The organism is Paraburkholderia sp. J63 (genome assembly GCF_905220245.1).
In the GTDB taxonomy this organism is placed as follows: domain Bacteria; phylum Pseudomonadota; class Gammaproteobacteria; order Burkholderiales; family Burkholderiaceae; genus Paraburkholderia.
Map to the genome: position 1 here is coordinate 48,042 of NZ_CAJMZF010000007.1, position 18,792 is coordinate 66,833.

General features: G+C 65.1%; 16 protein-coding genes and 1 pseudogene. 6 read left to right on the plus strand and 11 right to left on the minus strand.

What is annotated here, in order from left to right; genetic code table 11:
- Window positions 1–3: 3 nt before the first annotated feature.
- On the plus strand, window positions 4–1,692 hold the full coding sequence (locus U5775_RS10075; protein WP_322058151.1) for an alkaline phosphatase family protein: 1,689 nt from the start codon (window positions 4–6) through the stop codon (window positions 1,690–1,692).
- Window positions 1,693–1,712: 20 nt separating this feature from the next.
- Complete coding sequence (locus U5775_RS10080) at window positions 1,713–3,143, plus strand: cytochrome-c peroxidase (protein WP_322057991.1); 1,431 nt, start codon at window positions 1,713–1,715, stop codon at window positions 3,141–3,143.
- Here the strand turns inward: U5775_RS10080 and U5775_RS10085 are convergent.
- The 10 genes from U5775_RS10085 to U5775_RS10130 all read right to left on the minus strand — a co-directional run bounded on the left by U5775_RS10085 (window position 3,112) and on the right by U5775_RS10130 (window position 11,833).
- Entirely contained in the window at window positions 3,112–4,770 is a 1,659-nt protein-coding gene (locus U5775_RS10085) for a sensor domain-containing diguanylate cyclase (RefSeq protein ID WP_322057992.1), read from the minus strand. The two genes, U5775_RS10080 and U5775_RS10085, sit on opposite strands and share 32 nt — an antisense overlap.
- A gap of 43 nt (window positions 4,771–4,813) precedes the next feature.
- Complete coding sequence (locus U5775_RS10090; protein ID WP_322057993.1) at window positions 4,814–5,158, minus strand: cupin domain-containing protein; 345 nt, start codon at window positions 5,156–5,158, stop codon at window positions 4,814–4,816.
- 15 nt (window positions 5,159–5,173) lie between these two features.
- Window positions 5,174–5,605: an OsmC family protein gene (locus U5775_RS10095; protein ID WP_322057994.1), complete on the minus strand. Its 432-nt coding sequence runs from the start codon at window positions 5,603–5,605 to the stop codon at window positions 5,174–5,176.
- Window positions 5,606–5,665: 60 nt separating this feature from the next.
- Complete coding sequence (locus U5775_RS10100; RefSeq protein ID WP_322057995.1) at window positions 5,666–6,451, minus strand: c-type cytochrome; 786 nt, start codon at window positions 6,449–6,451, stop codon at window positions 5,666–5,668.
- Window positions 6,448–8,073, minus strand: coding sequence for a b(o/a)3-type cytochrome-c oxidase subunit 1 (locus tag U5775_RS10105; protein WP_322057996.1), 1,626 nt, complete (start codon window positions 8,071–8,073; stop codon window positions 6,448–6,450). The genes U5775_RS10100 and U5775_RS10105 overlap by 4 nt, the downstream gene beginning before the upstream one ends.
- Entirely contained in the window at window positions 8,063–8,641 is a 579-nt protein-coding gene (locus U5775_RS10110; RefSeq protein ID WP_322057997.1) for a cytochrome C oxidase subunit II, read from the minus strand. The genes U5775_RS10105 and U5775_RS10110 overlap by 11 nt, the downstream gene beginning before the upstream one ends.
- Before the next feature lie 50 nt (window positions 8,642–8,691).
- Window positions 8,692–8,874 carry a hypothetical protein gene (locus U5775_RS10115; RefSeq protein WP_322057998.1) on the minus strand — a complete coding sequence of 61 codons (183 nt, stop codon included), beginning with the start codon at window positions 8,872–8,874 and terminating at the stop codon, window positions 8,692–8,694.
- A gap of 82 nt (window positions 8,875–8,956) precedes the next feature.
- Window positions 8,957–10,318, minus strand: a complete 1,362-nt coding sequence (locus U5775_RS10120; protein ID WP_415913551.1) for a c-type cytochrome — start codon at window positions 10,316–10,318, stop codon at window positions 8,957–8,959.
- 43 nt (window positions 10,319–10,361) lie between these two features.
- Window positions 10,362–10,967, minus strand: coding sequence for a c-type cytochrome (locus U5775_RS10125; RefSeq protein WP_322058152.1), 606 nt, complete (start codon window positions 10,965–10,967; stop codon window positions 10,362–10,364).
- A gap of 602 nt (window positions 10,968–11,569) precedes the next feature.
- On the minus strand, window positions 11,570–11,833 hold the full coding sequence (locus tag U5775_RS10130; protein WP_322058000.1) for an H-NS family nucleoid-associated regulatory protein: 264 nt from the start codon (window positions 11,831–11,833) through the stop codon (window positions 11,570–11,572).
- A 148-nt stretch (window positions 11,834–11,981) separates the two neighbouring features.
- Here U5775_RS10130 and U5775_RS10135 point away from each other — a divergent pair, with 148 nt between their 5' ends.
- A complete protein-coding gene (locus U5775_RS10135) occupies window positions 11,982–13,055 on the plus strand; it encodes a hypothetical protein (RefSeq protein ID WP_415913552.1) in 1,074 nt (357 codons plus the stop codon).
- Between the two features lie 47 nt (window positions 13,056–13,102).
- Here U5775_RS10135 and U5775_RS10140 read toward each other — a convergent pair whose 3' ends face one another.
- The gene (locus U5775_RS10140) at window positions 13,103–13,798 is read right to left on the minus strand and encodes a cytochrome b/b6 domain-containing protein (RefSeq protein WP_322058002.1); all 696 of its coding nucleotides are present in this window, start codon (window positions 13,796–13,798) and stop codon (window positions 13,103–13,105) included.
- Between the two features lie 187 nt (window positions 13,799–13,985).
- On the opposite strand from U5775_RS10140, the gene U5775_RS10145 reads away from it, so the two are divergent.
- From U5775_RS10145 to U5775_RS10155, 3 genes and pseudogenes are all read left to right on the plus strand, one after another.
- Window positions 13,986–14,585 (plus strand): TMEM175 family protein, encoded by a 600-nt coding sequence (locus tag U5775_RS10145; RefSeq protein WP_322058003.1) that lies wholly within the window; start codon window positions 13,986–13,988, stop codon window positions 14,583–14,585.
- A gap of 149 nt (window positions 14,586–14,734) precedes the next feature.
- A pseudogene (locus tag U5775_RS10150) lies at window positions 14,735–17,522 on the plus strand (type VI secretion system Vgr family protein).
- Window positions 17,519–18,727 carry a hypothetical protein gene (locus U5775_RS10155; RefSeq protein ID WP_322058004.1) on the plus strand — a complete coding sequence of 403 codons (1,209 nt, stop codon included), beginning with the start codon at window positions 17,519–17,521 and terminating at the stop codon, window positions 18,725–18,727. The pseudogene U5775_RS10150 and the gene U5775_RS10155 overlap by 4 nt, the downstream one beginning before the upstream one ends.
- The last annotated feature ends 65 nt before the right edge of the window (window positions 18,728–18,792 follow it).

Sequence of the window (18,792 nt, forward strand, 5' to 3'; positions counted from 1 at the left end):
CGCATGTATCGCCGGGCACTATTCGCCGTGCCGTGCGCGGGCCTCGCCGCCGCACTGTTCGCGTGCGGCAGCAGCAATTCGAACCCCGCCTCGACGCCTGCGCCCACGGCCACGTCCGCGCAGGACGCGCTCGCGACCGCCACGCCGATCAAGCACCTCGTGGTGATCTACGGCGAGAACGTCTCGTTCGACCACTACTTCGCGACCTATCCGAACGCTACGAACCCCTCGGGCGAACCGGCCTTCGCGGCCACTTCGGGTACGCCGGCCGTCAACGGTCTTTCGGGCACGCTGCTCACGGCCAACCCGAACTTCACGAACACGGCCAACGGCACGGACGCCGCGAACCCGTTCCGCCTCGACCGCACCCAGGCGGCCACCGCCGACCAGAATCACGCCTACACGGCCGAGCAGCAGGCCGGCGACAACGGCGCGCTCGACCTGTTCCCGAAGTACACCGGCACCGCGACGAGCGGCGGCGCAGGCGCGTTCGGCACGAAGGGCCAGGTAATGGGCTACTTCGACGGCAACACGGTCACGGCGCTGTGGAACTACGCGCAGAAGTTCGCGATGAGCGACAACGCATGGACCGCCACCTATGGCCCGTCCACGCCCGGCGCGCTCGAAGTGGTGGCGGGGCAGACCAACGGCTTCCAGATCGTGCTCTCGTCGAAGCGGCCGGCCACGGCAACTAGTTCGTCCTACTACATTAATGACGGTGCGGGCGGCCTCACGATGATCAACGACGTCGATCCGGGCTACGACGTCTGCTCGAGCACGACCGACACGGGCATGATCAACGCGCAGAATATCGGCGACCTGCTCAACGCGCAGAAGATCAGCTGGGGCGGCTTCATGGGCGGCTTCAACCTGCAGACGACCAACGCGAACGGCACGACGGGCTGCAAGCGCAGCACGATCGCGACGGCAGTGAACGCGGCCACGGCCGACTACATTCCGCACCACAACTGGTTCCAGTACTTCAAGTCGACCGCGAACCCGCAGCACACGCGCCCGAGCTCGACGGCCGCGATCGGTTCGAGCCTCGAAACGGACGGCAAGACGGCCGAGCCCGCGAACCACCAGTACGACACCGACGACTTTTTCGCCGCCGTGAAGGCCGGCAATTACCCGTCGGTGAGCTTCCTGAAGGCGCCGGCCGCGCAGGACGCGCATGCGGGCTACTCGGACCCGCTCGATGAGCAGCAGTTCGTCACGAAGGTCGTGAACTTCCTGATGCAGCAGCCCGACTGGAAGAACACCGCCGTGGTCGTGACCTATGACGACTCGGACGGCTGGTACGACCACCAGTACATGGCGCCCGTGAATTCGTCGATGGCCTCGGCCGACCAGCTCAGCGGCAACGGCGCTTGCGGTAACGGCGCGCAGCCGAAGGGCGTCGCGGGCTCGCCCGTCAATGGCCGCTGCGGTCCGGGCACGCGCATTCCGTTCGTCGTGATCTCGCCGTGGGCGAAGGCGAACTATGTGGATCACACCTTCATCGACCAGGCCTCGGTGGTGCGCTTCGTCGAAGACAACTGGCTCGGCGGTACGCGTCTGGGCGGCGGTTCGTTCGACGCCTCGGCAGGCGACATGCGCGGCATGTTCGACTTCAGCGGCCAGGGCAATCTGCCGGTCCTGTATCTCGACGGCGCGCAGGGCACGCAGCTGAGCTCCGCGCCGGCGATGTGATCGACCGGGAAGAACGCAACATGTCCGAGCTTTCCTCTTCGTCGTCTCCTGCTTCCCGTGCGGCGCGCGCGAGTGCCAGGCCCGCGCGCCTCGCGCTGCGCGCCGCTGCCGCCATCGCGATCGCGGCGCTGGGCTTCAGCGCCTACGCCGTGGCCTTTCCCGCCGACGTGCCCGCGCCCGTGGGCGCCATCGTCGAGAACCTCACGGGCGCGAATCCGCATCCGGTCGTATTGCAGCGGCCGCCCGTGGCGCCGCTCTCAGCCATGGCCCAGCTCGGCAAGCAGCTCTTCTTCGATCCGGCGCTCTCGGCTTCGGGCAAGCAGTCGTGCGCGTCGTGCCATAGCCCCGGGCACGCCTACGGGCCGCCCAACGGGCTCGACGTGCAGCAGGGCGGACTCGTGATGACGCAGCAGGGCTATCGTCCGCCGCCTTCGCTGATGTATCTGTATCGCCAGCCCAATTTCAGCATCGGCCCCGATGCGGGCGAGAACGACGACGCCCCCACGCTCGCGCAGCAAGCCACGGCCTCGGCCGACGTGGTGAAATCGCAGAAGACGGCAGGCGGTCCCTCGACCTCGGTCGAGATGGTGCCGCAAGGCGGCCTGTTCTGGGACGGCCGCGCCGATACGCTGCAGCAGCAGGCCTACGGCCCGTTGCTCAACCCGGTGGAGATGGCGAACACGAGCGTCGATACGGTGGCGGGCAAGCTCGGGCACGCGTCCTACGCAAAGCGCTTCACCGAGTTGTTCGGACCACGAATCTTCGGCGACCACAAGCTGCTCGTCTCCGAAGCGATGTTCGCGATCTCGCGCTATCAGGTCGAGGACCCGTCGTTCCATCCGTATAACAGCAAGTACGATCGCTGGCTCGAAGGGCGCGCGCGCCTCACGCGGGCCGAGCTGCATGGCCTGCGCCTCTTCAACGATCCCGACAAGGCGAACTGCGCGGGCTGCCATCTCTCGAAGCCGGGCAAGGACGGCCTGCCGCCGATGTTCACCGACTATCAGTACGAGGCGCTCGGCGTGCCGCGCAACCGCAAGCTCGCGCAGAACCAGAACCCGCGCTTTTTCGATCTGGGCGTGTGCGGGCCGTTTCGCGCGGACATGTCGAACCAGACGCAATATTGCGGGATGTTCCTCACGCCCACGCTGCGCAATTCGGCCACGCGCACGGTGTTTTTCCACAACGGCATTTATCACGACCTCGACCACGTGATGGCGTTCTACAACGAGCGCAATACCGACCCGGGCAAGTTCTATCCGCGCGGCGCGAACGGCAAGATCGAGCAATACGACGATATTCCGGCGGTGTATCGCAAGAACGTGGACGTGACGGACGCGCCGTTCGACCGCAAGTTCGGCGACAAGCCCGCGATGACCGACGACGATATCCGCGACATCGTCGCGTTTCTGAAGACGCTCAACGACGATCCGGTGGAGTCGCCGAACTAGCCTGCGGCGCTTGCGTTTCCGTTTGCGTTTCCGTTTGCGTTTCCGGTTGCGTTTCCGGTTGCGCGCCGCCCTCGGCCAGCGCGTTGCGCGGATCGGGCGGCGCGCCGTCGAATGCCTTCGCCTTGACCTGGTTGCGGCCGGCCTGCTTCGCGGCGTAGAGCTCTTCGTCCGCGGCGCGCAACAGCGCATGCGCGCCCGTGCTTTCGCGCGGCGTGCAGGTCGCGCAGCCCACGCTCACCGTCACCGAGCCGTGCTCGCTGTGCCCGTGCGCGATGCCGAGACGCTGCACGTTCGCGCGGATCTGCTCGGCGATCTTGCGCGCGCCCTCGGGCGGCGTGTTCGAGAGCACCACCGCGAATTCCTCGCCGCCGTAGCGCGCCGCCATGTCGGTTGCGCGATGCACGCAGGCCTCGATCGCGTGCGCCACGGCGGCCAGCACCTCGTCGCCCACCGCGTGTCCGTAGAAGTCGTTGAAGAGCTTGAAGCGGTCGATGTCGATGAAGAGGATCGAGAGCGGCTCCTCTGCGCGGCGTGCGCGGTTCCATTCGTTCACGAGACGCAGGTCGAGTGCGCGGCGGTTCGCGAGGCTGGTGAGGGCGTCCGTGACCGAAAGCCGTTCGAGTTCGGCTTGCGTGCGCAGGCGCGCGCGCAAGCCGAACGCGAGCAGCCACGAGGAGAGCGCGACGACCGCGCCGAACGCGAGCGACATCGGCACGTAGAGCGCCACGCGCTGGTGCCAGCGCGCGAGCGCGTCGTCGAGCGCGGGCGCCACCGCCACGATCAGCGAAGTGTGCGGCACGCGCCGCCAGGTGTAGATGCGCGTCGTGCCGTCCTCGTCGTCGCGCGCGACGAAGGTGCCGGCGCTCGACTTGAGCATCGGCGCGATCTGCCGCTGCGAGGCGAGATTCGTGCCCACGTCGTAATCGGAAAAGGGCTTGCGCGCGAGCAGCATGCCGTCGTCGAGCATGATGAAGACGGCGCCGCGGCTGCCCACGTCGATGCGGCTGAACAACTGCTGGAAATACGCGAGCCGCAGCGTGAGCAGCACCACGCCGCCGAATGCGCCGTCGTAGCCGCTCACGCGGCGCGAGAGCCCGATCGCGTACTGGCCTTCGTTCACGCGTGAGCGGAACGGATCGGAGATGTACATGCCCACCGAGCGGCTGCGCTGCTGGGCGCGGAAGTAGTCGCGATCGGCGAGATTGACGTTGGGGTAGTCGCGACCATCGAGCGATTCGACGATCTTGCCCTGCGCGTCGACATAGAGCGCGCCGTCGAGATAGGACGCGCCGGCCACGCGGCTGAAGATGAGCTTGCGGCGCAGGTCGGGCGGCAGCGCGGCCGTGCGCGGATCGCGGATCGCATCGAGCGCGTCGGTGAGGATCAGATCGTAGACGCCGAAGTTGTTTTCGAGGTGCGCGGACATCAGCGAGACCAGCGTTTCGGAGGTCTGCCGCGCGTGCGCGAGCGCCTGCTCGCGCTGTTGCGCGAAGCCCGTGAACGCCAGCGCGACGATTGCGATGGCCACGAGCGTGCCCGCGCAGCCGGGCACGAACGGATGGCGCCCCAGCCAGCGGAACTGCGCCGCGAACGCGTGGCGCACGGCGCCGCTCAAGCGTGCGGGCAAGGGCCTCGGCGCCATGATCGGGGCGGGTCGTCGGCGTTGGCGCTTACGTTTGCTTGCCGTCGTGCACGAGATGGATCGTGACGATGACCGAGGCGTCGTCGAGCGCTTCGAGCGCGTGCTGCTCGCCCGCGCCGAGCAGCAGCATCTCGCCCGCCTGCATGGTGCGCGGCTCGCCCTTCACGAAGAAGCGGATCACGCCCTCCACGCATTGCACCGTGATTTCGCCGGGCACGTGGTGCTCGGGCAGGCGCTTGCCGGCCGGCAGCACGAGGCGGATCACCTCGAGCTGCGCGGCGCGGATCAGCGTGGTCGACTTCGCGTCCTTGAACGCGCCGCCGAGCGGACGCACGTCGAAGACTTCGCCCGGCGTGGCGTGAGCAATGGCCATGATCGTCTCTCCGGCTCAGGGCACAAGCTTCGCGGTCAGCGTGATCTTCGCGTTGTTGGCGAACAGCTTCGAGACGGGGCAGTTCTCCTTCGCGCCGGTCGCGAGCTTCTCGAAGGTCGCTTGGTCGATGCCGGGAATCTTCGCGCTCATGTCGAGCTGGCAAGCGGTGATCGAGAAGCCTTCGCCCACCTTTTCCAGCGTGACCGTCGACTTCGTCTCGATGCTATCGGCCTTGAAGCCCGCCTCGGTGAGAAAGAGCGAGAACGCCATCGTGAAGCAGCCCGCGTGCGCGGCGCCGATCAGCTCCTCGGGGTTGGTGCCGGGGCCGCTCTCGAAGCGCGAGGCGAAGCCGTAGGGCGCGTTCTTGAGCACGCCGGTCTGGGTCGAGATCGAACCCTGGCCGTCCTTGATGCCGCCATGCCATTGGGCGGTTGCCGTCTTTTGCATGATGTTTCTCCGCAAGTGCGAGGGGGAAAGCGCGGAGCGCGCAAGCGGCGTGCCGCGCGTTCAGTGCGCGCCGCCCGCGTACCAGGCGGCCGCCGCGTCGATTTCCTCAGGGGTCATGTTGCGCGCGATATTGCGCATCTGCTCGGAAATATCGTTGTGGCGAGTGCCGTCCGCGAAGGCCGCGAGCTGGGCCTTCGTATAGGCCGCGGGCAGGCCGTCGAGCCAGGGGCTGCCCACCTTGTGGTCGACGCCGCCGTGGCACGCCGCGCACGCCGGGATATTGCGCAGCGGCGCGCCTTCCGAGACGATCGCGGGCGCGTCGCCGCGAATGCGCGCAGCGGGCGGCAGCGAGGCGTAGTAGGCCGCGAGATCGCGCATGTCCTGATCCGAGAGATTCTGCGCCATCGGCGACATCACCGCGTTCTTGCGCGCGCCGCTCTGGAAGTCGAGCAGTTCCTTGTACACCACGCTCGCGAACTGCCCCGCGAGATTCGGCGAGTTGGCCTCGCTCATGCCGCGCGGGCCGTGGCACATCGTGCAGCGCAGCGAGAGCGTGGCGCCGCGCCCGATCGAGAGCGTCGTGGCGTCGTCGAGCATGTGCGGCGTGAGCTCGACCGTGCTGACCTTGTAGCCGGGCGTGATCGGCGTGCCCACCTGGTACCACTGGCGCGGCACCCCGGCGGCGCTGCAGATGGCGTTCCAGATGCCCTGGAATTGCGGATCGCTCTGCGCGGAAGGCAGCCAGATGAAGCCGATCAGCGCGGAGGCGACGAGCGCGAGGATCGTCGCGCCCACGCTCGCGCGGAACCAGACATTGCGTAACGTGAACAGGCGTTCGTCGCTCATCGCGGCGCTCCAATCGGAATCGCGGGCACGGCCGTGTTGGGTGTCGCGAGCAGTTGGGCGATGGGGTAGCCGTAGTTGGTGATCGTGAGCGCGACCATCAGCACGAGCCACAGCGCGAAACCGTTCAGCGCGGCGGGTAGCACCGGAGATTCGTGCACTGGCGTGCTGAAGCGGTATTCCTCGGGGGCCTGCGCGGCGCTGCGATGGCCCTGCAGCAGCACCACGAAGAACAGGATCGCGGAGATCACGAGAATCAGCCCGCCCACGGCCGAGATGGCCACGAGCGCGGCCTGCCCGGCCAGCGCGGGGTCGCTGTAGTCGAAGTAGGCCATGCGGCGCGGCATGCCGAGAATGCCCACCATATGCCACGGAAACGTGGTCACGATCATGCCGATGAACCAGAGCCAGAGCTGCCAGCGCATGAGGCGCCAGTTGGCGAGCGCGCGGCCCGTGAGCTGCGGCCACAGATCGTAGGCGATGGCGAAGTACATGATGACGATCGCGCCGCCGTAGATCAGGTGAAAGTGGCCCGTGACCCATTGCGTGTTGTGGATCGGCTGGTCGAGCTGGTAGCTCATGTTGATGAGCCCGCCCGCACCGCCGAAGCCGAGCATCACGAACGAGAGCGCCACGGCGAGCATCTGCGGGTTCTGCCACGGCAGCTTCGCGATCCAGCCGAATACGCCCTTGCCGCCGCGCAGCCGCCCCGCGATCTCGACCGAGGCGCAGATCGTGAAGACCGTGAGCAGCGTGGGCACGGCCACGAGCGCCGTGAACACCGACTGCAGGAACTTGAAGCCCGAGCCCACCTGCGGGTCGGTGAAGAGGTGGTGCAGGCCGATGGGCATGGCCACCACGAGGAACAGGATGAACGAGATGCGCGCCATCGCATCGCTATAGAGGCGCCCGCCGATCGCGCGCGGCACGATCGTGTAATAGGCGATGTACGCGGGCATGAGCCAGAAGTAGACGATGGCGTGCAGCGTCCACGAGAAGAACACACGCGCGAGGCCCGCGTCGATGGTGCTGCGCCAGCCGAGCGCGACGGGCAGGATCTGGAACAGCACTTCAATGGCCGCGCCCACGGCGGTCCAGCCCCACAGATACGCGCCCGCCACGGTCGCGAACATCGCGAGCGGCACCGGCTTGCCGCGGTTCTCGCGCTTCCACGCGGCGAGATTCACGCTCATCAGCGCGACCCAGACCCACGAGCCCACCACTACGAGCACGACGCCGATGTAATAGAACACGTTGCCGATCATCGGCGGATAGAAGGTGTAGAGCACCGAGGCGCGACCGAGCGCGACGGGCACGGAAGCGCTCACCGCGCCGAGCGTGAGCAGGATGAAGCCGAGCCATGCCCAGCGCACGCCCACGAGCGGGCGCTTCAACGCGAGCTCGCTGACCGCGTAGCCGAAGCCCATGGCGATCAGCGTGGGAAACGCGTAGCCCATCACGGTGCCGTGCTCGGTCACCGAGCGGTAATAGAGCTCGGGGTCGTGCAGCCACGGATGCAAAGGACTGCGTACGAGCATCTGCCATGCGCCGAGCAGCAGCGCGACGCCGAACAGGATGAACGCGAGCCAGAAGTGGGCGAGCACGAGTCGCTTGTTATTTAACACAGCTCAGTCTCCGCGAATGGTTCTCCGGAAGGGCGGCCATCTGCATGAACGCGTCGCGATCGACGACCTTCACGTGCGCCCACATGCCCTGATGGCCCGTGCCGCAATACTCGTGGCACGGCATGAGGTGGTCGCCGGGCTTCGCGAAGGTCGTGCGGAAGGTGGAGACGTAGCCCGGCTCGACCATCGTGTTGAGGTTCGTGTCGGTCACGAGAAAGCCGTGCACGACGTCGGCGCTGGTGGCGCGGAAGGTGATGGGCGTGTCCGTCGGCACCACGATGCATTGCGGCGTGAACGAGTACTGCTGCGCGATCACGCGCACCGTGACGGAGCCGTCCGGCTCGAGCGCGCTGCCGAGATTGGTTTCGACGAATTCGCCCGAGACGTGCAGCGTTTCGGGGTCGATGATCTCGACGCGCGAAGGCGGCATCATCTTCCAGTGCAGGCCCGTGAAGATCACGATCGCCACCATGGCGAGGACGAGCGCCACCATGAGCGTGGCCCAGCGGCGCTCCACGCGCGCGGCCACTTCGGCGCTGGCATGGGGATCGGTTGGTTGCGTGGACATGAGAGCGGTTGGCGCGAGAAGAGAGTGAAGTTAGTGCGAAGTCATGGTGGCTATTGAATGACGCCGCGAGGCAGGAACACCAGGAAGTAGAACGCCAGCCAGATCGCGGCCACGATGGCCGTGGCGATGCCGGCGAGCGCGAGCGCGCCGCAGGGTCCGCGGCGCACGATCTCGTCGATCTGCTCGTGCTGCGGGCGCTCGCCCGGCTGTTGCGGAACGGGAGTCTCGATCATCGCGGCCTCAGCTTGAAACGCAGTTTGAAACGCGGTTTGCAACGCAGTGAAAAGCGTAGTTTGAAAACTTTGCCGGCGCGGCTCAGAAAAGCGGCGCCGAGCGCAGCGCATTCACCTCGCGCTCCGAAACCGGCGCGCCGTGGTTGCCCCATGCCGTGCGGATATAGGTGACCACGGCGGCGACCTCCTCATCGGAGAGCAATTGCGCGAACGGCGGCATGCCGTACGGCATCGGATTCTTCTTCGTGCCCGGCGCATAGCCGCCGTTGAGCACCATGCGGATGGGATTCACCGCCGAATTCATCTGGATCGACTGGTTGTTCGCGAGCGGCGGGAAGTTGGGCAGCTTGCCCTGGCCTTCGGTGGCGTGGCACTCCGCGCACTGCGCCTCGTAGATCTTCTTGCCGAGCGGCGCGAGACGGTTGGCTTCCTCGGTCACGAACGGGCTTTTCGGCGACTTGTCGACCTCGCCCGAATGACCCGGCAGCGACTTCAGATAGACGGCCACGGCGCGCACGTCGTCTTCGGTGAGGTACTGGAAGCTGTCGTAGACGACCTCGGCCATCGGCCCATACACGGCGCCGCGATTCGATACGCCGGCGTGCAGCAGATCGACGATGTCGTCGATGCTCCAGTCGCCGAGGCCCGCCTCCTTGTTCGACGTGAGCGAAGGCGCGTACCAGTTCTGCAGTGGGATCAGGCCGCCCTGGAATTCCTTCGAGGCGGTGTTGCCGCCGAGCGCGTTGATCTCCGTGTGGCACATCGTGCAGTGCCCGAGGCCTTCGACCAGATACGCGCCGCGATTCCATTCCACCGACTGCTTCGGGTCGGGCTTGTACTCGCCCGCGCGGAAGAACAGCGCGCGCCAGCCGAGCAGCAGCGAACGCTGGTTATACGGAAAGCGCAGCGTATGCGCGCGATTGGGCTGATGCACGGGCTGCGTGGACTGCAGATACGCGTAGATCGCGTCGGAGTCGGCGCGCGTGACCTTGGTGTACGACGCGAACGGCATCGCGGGATAGAGCAGTGTGCCGTCGCGCGACTTGCCCTCGTGCAGCATGCGGTAGAACTCGTCGGCGCTCCACGCGCCGATGCCGTATTGCTTGTCCGACGAGATATTCGGCGTATAGAGCGTGCCGAACGGCGTCTCCATCGGACGGCCGCCGCCGAACATCTGCTGCGAAGGCACGGTGTGGCAGGCGATGCAGTCGCCGGCGCGCGCGAGATACTCGCCGCGCGCGAGCAGCACGGCATTGGCCGCCACGGGCTTGGCATTGGCCGATGCCGCAGCGGCCGCCGCGCTGGCCGCATCGGCGGCGTTCGCGGAGGGCGCGCCGGACTGCGCGTGCGTGGGCGCGGCGCCGGCGCAGAAAAGCGCGGCGGCGAGCGTCAAGGTGCGGGCGATGGTTGACGCTTGCGTTGATGCTTGCGTCGGAGCCGGCATCGTCGGGATGAGGGATCGAAGTTTGCGCACGTCGAGGCCTCGGCTAGTGGGGGACGCTGCCGCACGCGAGCGGCAAGGACGAGGGCGCGGCGGGCGTCGGCCTGGCGGGCGCGGGCTGCGCGGCGAGCCAGGCGGCGATGGCGGTGATGTCGCGCTCGGAGAGACGCGAGGCGATGTCGTGCATGCAGTCCGGGCTCGCGGCGCGGCGCGTGCCGTAGCGGAACGCGCCCAGTTGCGCGCTGATGTAGTCGGCGTGCAGGCCCACGAGGCCGGGAATGGCGGGCTGCATGCCGGTGAGCGAGGCGCCGTGGCAGGCCGCGCACGCGGGCACCTTGCGGTTGGGCGCGCCGTTCGTGACGAGCGATTTGCCGAGCGCGAGCATGGCCGCATCCACCTTGGGCGCGGCGGGCGGCGGATAGGGCGGGTGCTCTTGCGCGAAGAACCCGGCGATCTGCTTGAGATAGGCGTCGGGCAGATACGCGAGCAGATAGTTCATCGGCGGATAGCTGCGGCCACCGTCGCGAAACGCAATGAGCTGGTTGTAGAGATAGCCGGCGGGCTTGCCGGCGAGGCGCGGGAAGTAGTCGTTGTCGGTGCCTTCGCCGTGCGCGCCGTGACAGGCGGCGCAGCCCATCACGCGGGCCTGCATCGTGTCAGGCGCGCGCTCCGCGGGGGGAGCCGCGAACGACGCCGCGCACGGCAGCGCGAGCGCGATGGCACAGAGGACAACGCGGACGATGCGGTTTCTCAATGATTCCCTCGTTGCGGATTGTGACTGCGAGACTGCACAAACGCGATGCGATTCGGTATCACTTGAGGCGTCGTCCGGCGCGGTGACCGCGTGCCGGCGCGCATCTTCTGGAACACATTATCGTGGAAAAACACCATCTGTCGAGTTGAACGTGTACAAATTATCCACGATGGTTTTTCTATCGCGCCTTTAAATAAAGACGTTTGCTAACGCATCGATCTTGCAGACGTAATGCGAGTGCATGCTTCAAGGCGATTTCGTGGAGGGTTTTCGATGGTGCAAAGCGGGGGATTCACGCGGTGGGTGGCGTGATCGAATTATTCGTGCTTGCTAGCGTGCTCGTGCTTATGCGCGCGAAAAGAGCGTAGCCCCGCAGATAGTTTGGATTACCAACTAAAATGGCGAGGATGAGGTGCTGATTCTCGCGGGGCGGAGCGCTCGCGCGCTCGCTGCATGAACGACCGGTCCGCAAGCGTCGAACGCTTGCGGACCGCGGTGTTTCAATGCCCGGCAGCGTCGCCGAACAGATCGAAGCTCGCCTGGTCGGCGTCTTGCCCATCGGCGCCGTCTTGCGCGTTCTTGCGCGCGCGGCGCGGGCCTTTTTGCCGGCGCGGCTTGCCGAACAGATCTTCCGGGGTGAAGCCGAATTCGGCGATGGCGGCACGGGCGGCCGTAAGCGCTTCTTGAGCCGCCTCGGTGCGCATCGCTTCGATGCGCGCGTCGAGGGCGCGTTTTTCGGCGAGCAATTCGAGGTAGGTAGCCATCTGCTGTCTGGTCGTCTGGAGTGGTGGGGAACGGTAGATTTTACGTCAAGCGCCGCGTGCCGTGCGGCCCGCGAGGCATGGAGCTTGCTGCACGCATCGCCTCCAGTGCCCACCTCATCCTGCTGCCCACATGATTTCATTTCGTTTGCTGCCCCGGCGGCGGCTCCTGGCCGCCGCATTGTGCCCGCTCCTCATGACATCGGGCTGCGCCTGGTTCGGCCCGCACCTGCTGCGCACCGACCAGGTCGATTACGAACGCGCGCTCGGCGACGCGAAAAAGCGCGAGATGCTCGCGACCATCGTCGGCCTGCGCTTCGGCGATTCGCCTTCGTTCGTGGCGGTGAGCCAGATCATCGCGTCGTACACGTTCGAGGCCAGCGCGGGCGTGACCGGCGAAAGCGGCTCGAGCCCGGCGGGCACCACCTACGGCCAGGCGACGGCGGGCGCATCGTATTCGAATCACCCGACCTTCACGTTCGTGCCCACCACGGGCGAGGCGCTCGCCACCGGCTACATCCGCCCCTTGCCGACCGAGCTGCTGCTGCCGCTCGCCGATAGCGGCGTGCCCATCGACCTGCTGCTGCGCCTTTCGGTGCAATCGATCGGCGGGCTGCAGAACGCCGCGCCGCTCGGCGGCCCGGAGAGCGACGGCAGCCCCGGCTTTTTCTCGCTGCTGCGCGCGCTGCGCCGCCTGCAACTCGCGGGACAGCTCACCGTGAACTACAAGCAGGGCGAGCACGACCGCGCGCCCAGCGTGACGATGACGCTCGGCAGCGACGACGCGCCGCCCGGCACCGCCGCCGATCTCGCCGAAGTGCGCCGCCTGCTGCGGCTCTCGCCCGTCGTGCGCGAATATGCGGTGGTCTACGGCCCCTCGTCGGGCAACGGCCGCACCATCAACATGGTGACGCGCTCGGTGATGGGCATCCTCACCAACCTGGGCGCACAGATCTCGGTGCCCGAAGAGGACGTCAAGCGCGGCTCGACAGTGCCGACCGTGCATCTCGTGGGCGGCGAGACGCGGCCCACCATCGTCGTGCACGTGGGCAAGAAGCCGCCGCCCGATGCGTACGCGACGGTCGTCTATCACGACGCCACGTACTGGATCGACAACGACGACTTCGATTCGAAGTACGCCTTGACGGTGCTGCAAAACGTCATCGCGCTCGCGCAGGCCAATCAGGATCAGAAGGCGCCGATACTGACCGTGCCCGCGGGCTAGGGTTGGGCGTCGAATTGAACGGACCGCGTGCGCGCCCGTTCATCGGCTCACAGATACATGGCCAGCAGCGCCGTCACGAGCGCGGAAACAGCCAATAGCAGCGCCGCGAGCCAGATCGAAGCGCGCCGCGGCGCGCGCACCGTGGCGGGCAGACGCTTCGCGCCCGTCACCATCGGGCCGAGCAGATTGTGGCCCTTGACGAGCGCATAGACCGCGATCGCGCAGACGTGCAGCGCGACGGCTGCCGCGAGCAGGTCCCAACCATAGGCGTGGATCGCCGCGATGGCGTTCGAGACGGCGGCGGGGACGATTTCGGAGAGCGGACCTTCGTCGGCGATATCGTTGTTGTCGTAGAGACCGGAGAGCGTTTCGACGAGCAGCAGCGCGAGCAGCAATAGCACCATCCAGCCGCCCGCCGCGTTGTGGCCGACCTGCACGTCGGGTTCGCGGCGCATCAGATGACGTAGATGCCGCCACGCCGCCGCGGGCGTCGCGACAAAGCGCGTGAAGCGCGCGGTCTCGCTGCCGAAGCAACCCCATAGCAGACGGAACAGCACGAGCGCGAGCAGCGTCTCGCCCGCGCGCACGTGCAACTGCATCCAGTTCATGCGCTGCGAGACATACGCGAGCGCCACGAGCAGGACAGCGAGCCAGTGAAAGATCCGCACGGGCAGATCCCAGACGCGCAGGCGGCGCGCGGGCGGAGCGATGGGCGGGGGTGAGGCGTCCGGTCCGGTATCCATGGCATTCCTCTGTATTGCGGCAAGCTTGGGCGAGTTTCCACGCACGCGCCGGCGCGGCGTTCGTCGCGCTGCCTCTGCACTGTAACGCCGAGTTGCGCATCGCGCACGTGGCCGGCCGGCGTGGCGTCTGCCGGCGCTTTCGGCCATACTTGCGCCAGCCTGACCCGACCCGCGAACAACGAAGCCGATGAACAAGAACCGACTCGAAGCGTTCAGCGATGGCGTGCTCGCCATCATCATCACCATCATGGTGCTGGAACTCAAGGTGCCGCACGGCGAGGACCTCGCGGAACTGCTGCCGCTATGGCCCACGGTGCTCAGCTATATCCTGAGCTTCATCTACGTCGGCATTTACTGGAACAACCACCATCACATGCTGCACGCTTCCAGCAGCGTGAACGGCAGCGTGCTGTGGGCGAATCTGCATTTGCTGTTCTGGCTCTCGCTGCTGCCGTTCACCACGGGGTGGATGGGCGAGAACCATTTCGGGCGCTGGCCTACCGTGCTTTATGGCGTGAATCTGCTGCTTTGCGCGCTTGCGTATGTGGTTCTGCAGGGGACGCTGGTGCGCCATCACGGCGCGCAAAGCGCGCTCGCGCGGGCGCTGGGACGCGATGTGAAGGGCAAGGCTTCGGTGGTGGGGTATGTGCTGGGGATGGCGCTGGCGGCGGCGGGCTGGCCGCATGTGGGTGCGTTGTTTTTTGTGGCGGTGGCGTTGCTGTGGCTCGTACCGGATCGGCGGATGGAGCGTCTGGTGATGGCGGCGGAGGAGGGGCGGGGGGAGTAGGGGATTGATTTAACCATTCGGACATTTTTCGGTGATTCAATCAGCTTCTTTCGGGGGCGTTGAAAATCGTTTGTCTGGTATAGGTGCTTGCATTAAAAAATCTGTAGAATTACGCCGCCAATTTAAGAATTACCTTCAGGAACAGAAAAATGGGGGCGCAGGATCTGATTGCGGCCATTACCGGGGGCCTCGTACAAACTGGCCGGCTGCTCAGGCTGGATACACCACTCGGTAATAATGTCCTCCTGCCGCAACGCGTAATTGGCCATTCACGTATTGGCCGCGATTATGGCTTTACGCTCGACGCCGTTTCCACCGACGGCCATATCGAGCTGAAGACGCTCATCGCCCAGCCGGTCACGTTCTGGCTCCAGCAGACCGGCCAGCCGTATCTCCCGCACCACGGCTACGTCCATACGGCGCGGCGGCTGGGCGCGGACGGCGGTTTGACGAGCTATCAGCTCGAATTCGCCTCGTGGCTGCACTTCCTGAAGTTCCGCAAGGACGCCCGCATCTGGCAGGATAAAACCGCCGACGCCATTCTCACCGATGTCTTCAACGCGCATCCCCAGGCCCAGGGCGCATTCCGCTTCGCCATTCAGAATGCATTGCCGTCCCGCTCGTTCTGCATGCAATACGAAGACGACTGGAATTTCTGCCAGCGGATTATGGAGTCCGAGGGCTAATTCAGTTATTTCGAACAGGCGGAAGACGGCAAATCCCATGCGGTTGTTGTTGCCGATAATATCGGTACATTGCCGGCTTTAAATCCGAAATCGGTTAATTTTTACCGGTCGGGCGTCAATAGCGAAACCGACGCGCTCGTGCAATGGAGCGGCACGCGCACTTTGCAGAGCGTCACGCTCACCACACGCACGTTCGACTACAAATCCCCTTCGACCACTGTCAATCCGATGGGCACGTCGATTCCTTCTCACTACGCAGGGCAACCTGCCGAGGCAGATGGAGGTCTACAAGTACACCGGCGCCTATACCTACGGCGAGCAGTCGCGCGGCGACGCACTCTCGGAACTGCGTATGGAGGAATGGGAGTCGCGTGCCAAGCGCTTCGAAGGCATGGGCGCCGTGCGCCGCTTCGATGCGGGCCACTGGTTCGAACTCGACGGCCACCCGGAGCACGACACGGACAGCCAGCAGGATCGCCAGTTCGCGGTGATCGAGGCGCAGTGGTACATCGAAAACAACCTGCCGGTTTCCAATGCGCAGACGCAGCCGTTTCCGCACAGCCTGCAGGAAGCGCTTGCGGCGATCAAGACGGCGCATCAGGGCGAACGCGACGCGCTGACGATAAAGAGCATGGATGGAAGCGTTGGCTTCCTGCTAGTGAGAATCGAGGCGCAGCGCAGGGCAGTGCCGTATCGCAGTCCGTTCGAGCATTACAAGCCGAAGATGCGCATGCAGACGGCGATCGTGGTTGGGCCCGCGAACGAAGAGGTTTACACCGACTCGCTGAACCGCATCAAGGTGCGTTTCCATTGGGACCGCCTGAACGCGGGCGACGAAAAAGCCTCGTGCTGGGTGCGCGTGGCGATGTCCGATACGGGCGGCGGCTACGGCGGCGTGCACGTGCCGCGCATAGGCGAGGAAGTGATCGTAGATTGGGTTGGGGGCGATTGCGACCGGCCTATCGCGACCGGGCGCGTCTGTAACGGCTCGACGAATCCACACTGGCATTCGAACGGCATTCTCTCGGGCTACAAGTCGAAGGAGTACGGCGGCAGCGGCTATAACCAGATGGTGATGGACGACGCGACGGGCCAGAACCGCATGCAGCTTTACAGCACCAGCGCGAATTCGCAGTTGCATCTGGGCTATCTGATTGCTCAGAGCGCGAATTCTCGTGGATCGTATCTGGGCAGCGGCTTCGATCTGAAATCGGATGCGTATGGAGCGATCCGCGCGGGCCAGGGGCTTTACGTCAGCACCTATGTGAAGGGCACGGGGAGCCAGCAACTGGACGTGAGCGAAGCGCATGCGCAGCTCACCAGCGCGCAGGATGCGCTGGGCTCGCTCTCGCAGGCGAGCGAGACGCATCAGGCGGAATCGCTGAAAGACGGCAGCGATGCGCTCAAGACGTTCGCCAGTGCAACGCAATCGACCACGCAGGGCGCAGCGGCGAGCGGCGGTAATACTGCGGGCGGTGGCACCGGCAACGCGAATGCGTTCAACAAACCTGTGATGCTGATGGCAAATCCCGCGGGTATTGCACTTTCGACACAGCAGTCGACGCACATGGCAGCCGACGAACAGATTAATCTCGTTAGCGGGCAAAGCACTTACGTGGCCACAGGCAAGTCGCTGATCGTAAGCGCCGCACAGAAACTGAGTCTGTTCGTGCAGAACGCCGGCATGAAGCTGTTCGCGGGCAAAGGCAAAGTGGAGATTCAGGCGCACGACGACAACATCGAAGTGACCGCGCAAAAGACCATCAAGGTCATTTCAGCTACGGAGAATATTGAAGTTGTTGCGAGCGACGAAATCCTGTTGACCTCTGGTGGCGCATACATCCGTATCAAAGGGGGGGACATTGAGATTCACGCTCCCGGCCAGGTGGACATCAAGGGTACCCAGCATGCGTTCAACGGGCCCGCCAGCATAGTCTGGCCGTTGCCGGCACTTCCAACATCGAAGTTCGCCGCCGCGATGCGTTACCTCTACCACGATAACGAACCAGTGCACGGTGCGAAATATTTTGCAACGCTGGCGGACGGAAGCACCCGCAAAGGAGCGCTGGATGCGCAGGGCCGCATGAATTTGCAAGACATCCCTGCTGGCACGGTCGACGTGAAGCTTGGCCCAGACTCGCGCAAGTGGACACGCAAGAACTTGACGAAAAATCCAGACTACAAGGGGCCGTCACTGGCTGATGGCGACATCGACGCACTCATTGCGAAGCACGGGGAGGCGCAGGCGTGAGTTTAAGCCTCGACGACTTCAAAAAGACCTCACTTGAGGTCGGACAGTGGTGCTGGGGAACGATGCAGGGCGCGTTCAATGAGAAGCAGTCGATCAGCCAGATCATCACAGATGCGGCAATTGGGATGATCCCCGTGGTCGGCGACGTGACGGCCGTGCGCGATCTACTCGCCGTGAGCATCGGCATGTCGCGCGATCCGCGTAAGCGCGAAGAGATGATGGAGTGGGTCACGCTGGTGGTGCTGCTATTTGCACTGATTCCCGTGATGGGCGGCGTTATCAAGGGCGTGGGACGGCTCGCGTTGCGCGTGGCCGGCGACGCCGCAAAGGATGAAAGGCTGCTCCAGGAACTGATTGCGTATCTCAACCGGGTTGGGCATGGCAACGCTCCGGAGTGGTTGCGCGCGCTCGATGTACACCAGTATCAGGCTCAGCTTATCGAGAGGCTCAAGAGCTTCTGCTCGACGGTGCACCGCACGATCGAAAAGACTCTGGAGTCGCATATCGGAAGCGTGCTTCCTGAGCAATGGCACGGCCAACTGCAGATGGTCGCCGACGGCTTCGGCGCGTTGCCGCGGGAAGCGGACAAGATGGTACCCAAAGCGCTGAACGAACTGAACGAAAAGATCCGCGTATTGCAGAATACGGCCTACGATGGCGAAAAGCACATCGTTGCAACGGGCGGTGAGCCGAAGATCGCGCGCGAAACCGAGGCGGAACTCAGGGAAGAATTGAAGCGGCCGCCTGCACTTCGTGGGCAGTACGCCTCAATCCCCGCGCGCGTCAGCAACATCAAACTGGTCGCTCGATTGAAAGCGCGGTTCGAGCCATATATCGCGAAGGGCTGGCCGAATCTTTTTTACGCTACCAGCGAAATACCAGTGTTCCCGGGGCAAAAGGTCTACAAGGACATTGCGTCGTTCCATGGTGGGATCACGGCGGTGACGTCGCGCGAACTGGCAGGCAAGAAGATCTATCGGGTTTTCGGCAATGCGAGCAAGGTCACGCCGGCCGGTGAATCCTTCGCGGGCGGCTTCTGGGGCGCGGCGTATTGGGGCGTGGGCGAAGTGCCGAAGACGGCAAAGGTATGGCGCGAAGGTGCAGCCGTGCTGGATGACTGGAATGCAAACGGCTTCATGGTCGTCGCGCACTTGCCCGATAATCTGGCGGAACTCTGGCCCGAAGCAAAAGCGTGGATGGGATGAATCGCGGAACAATACAGTCCGGATCCGCCCTTCCAATACCTTGAGGGCGGCGGAGAGCAACTCGT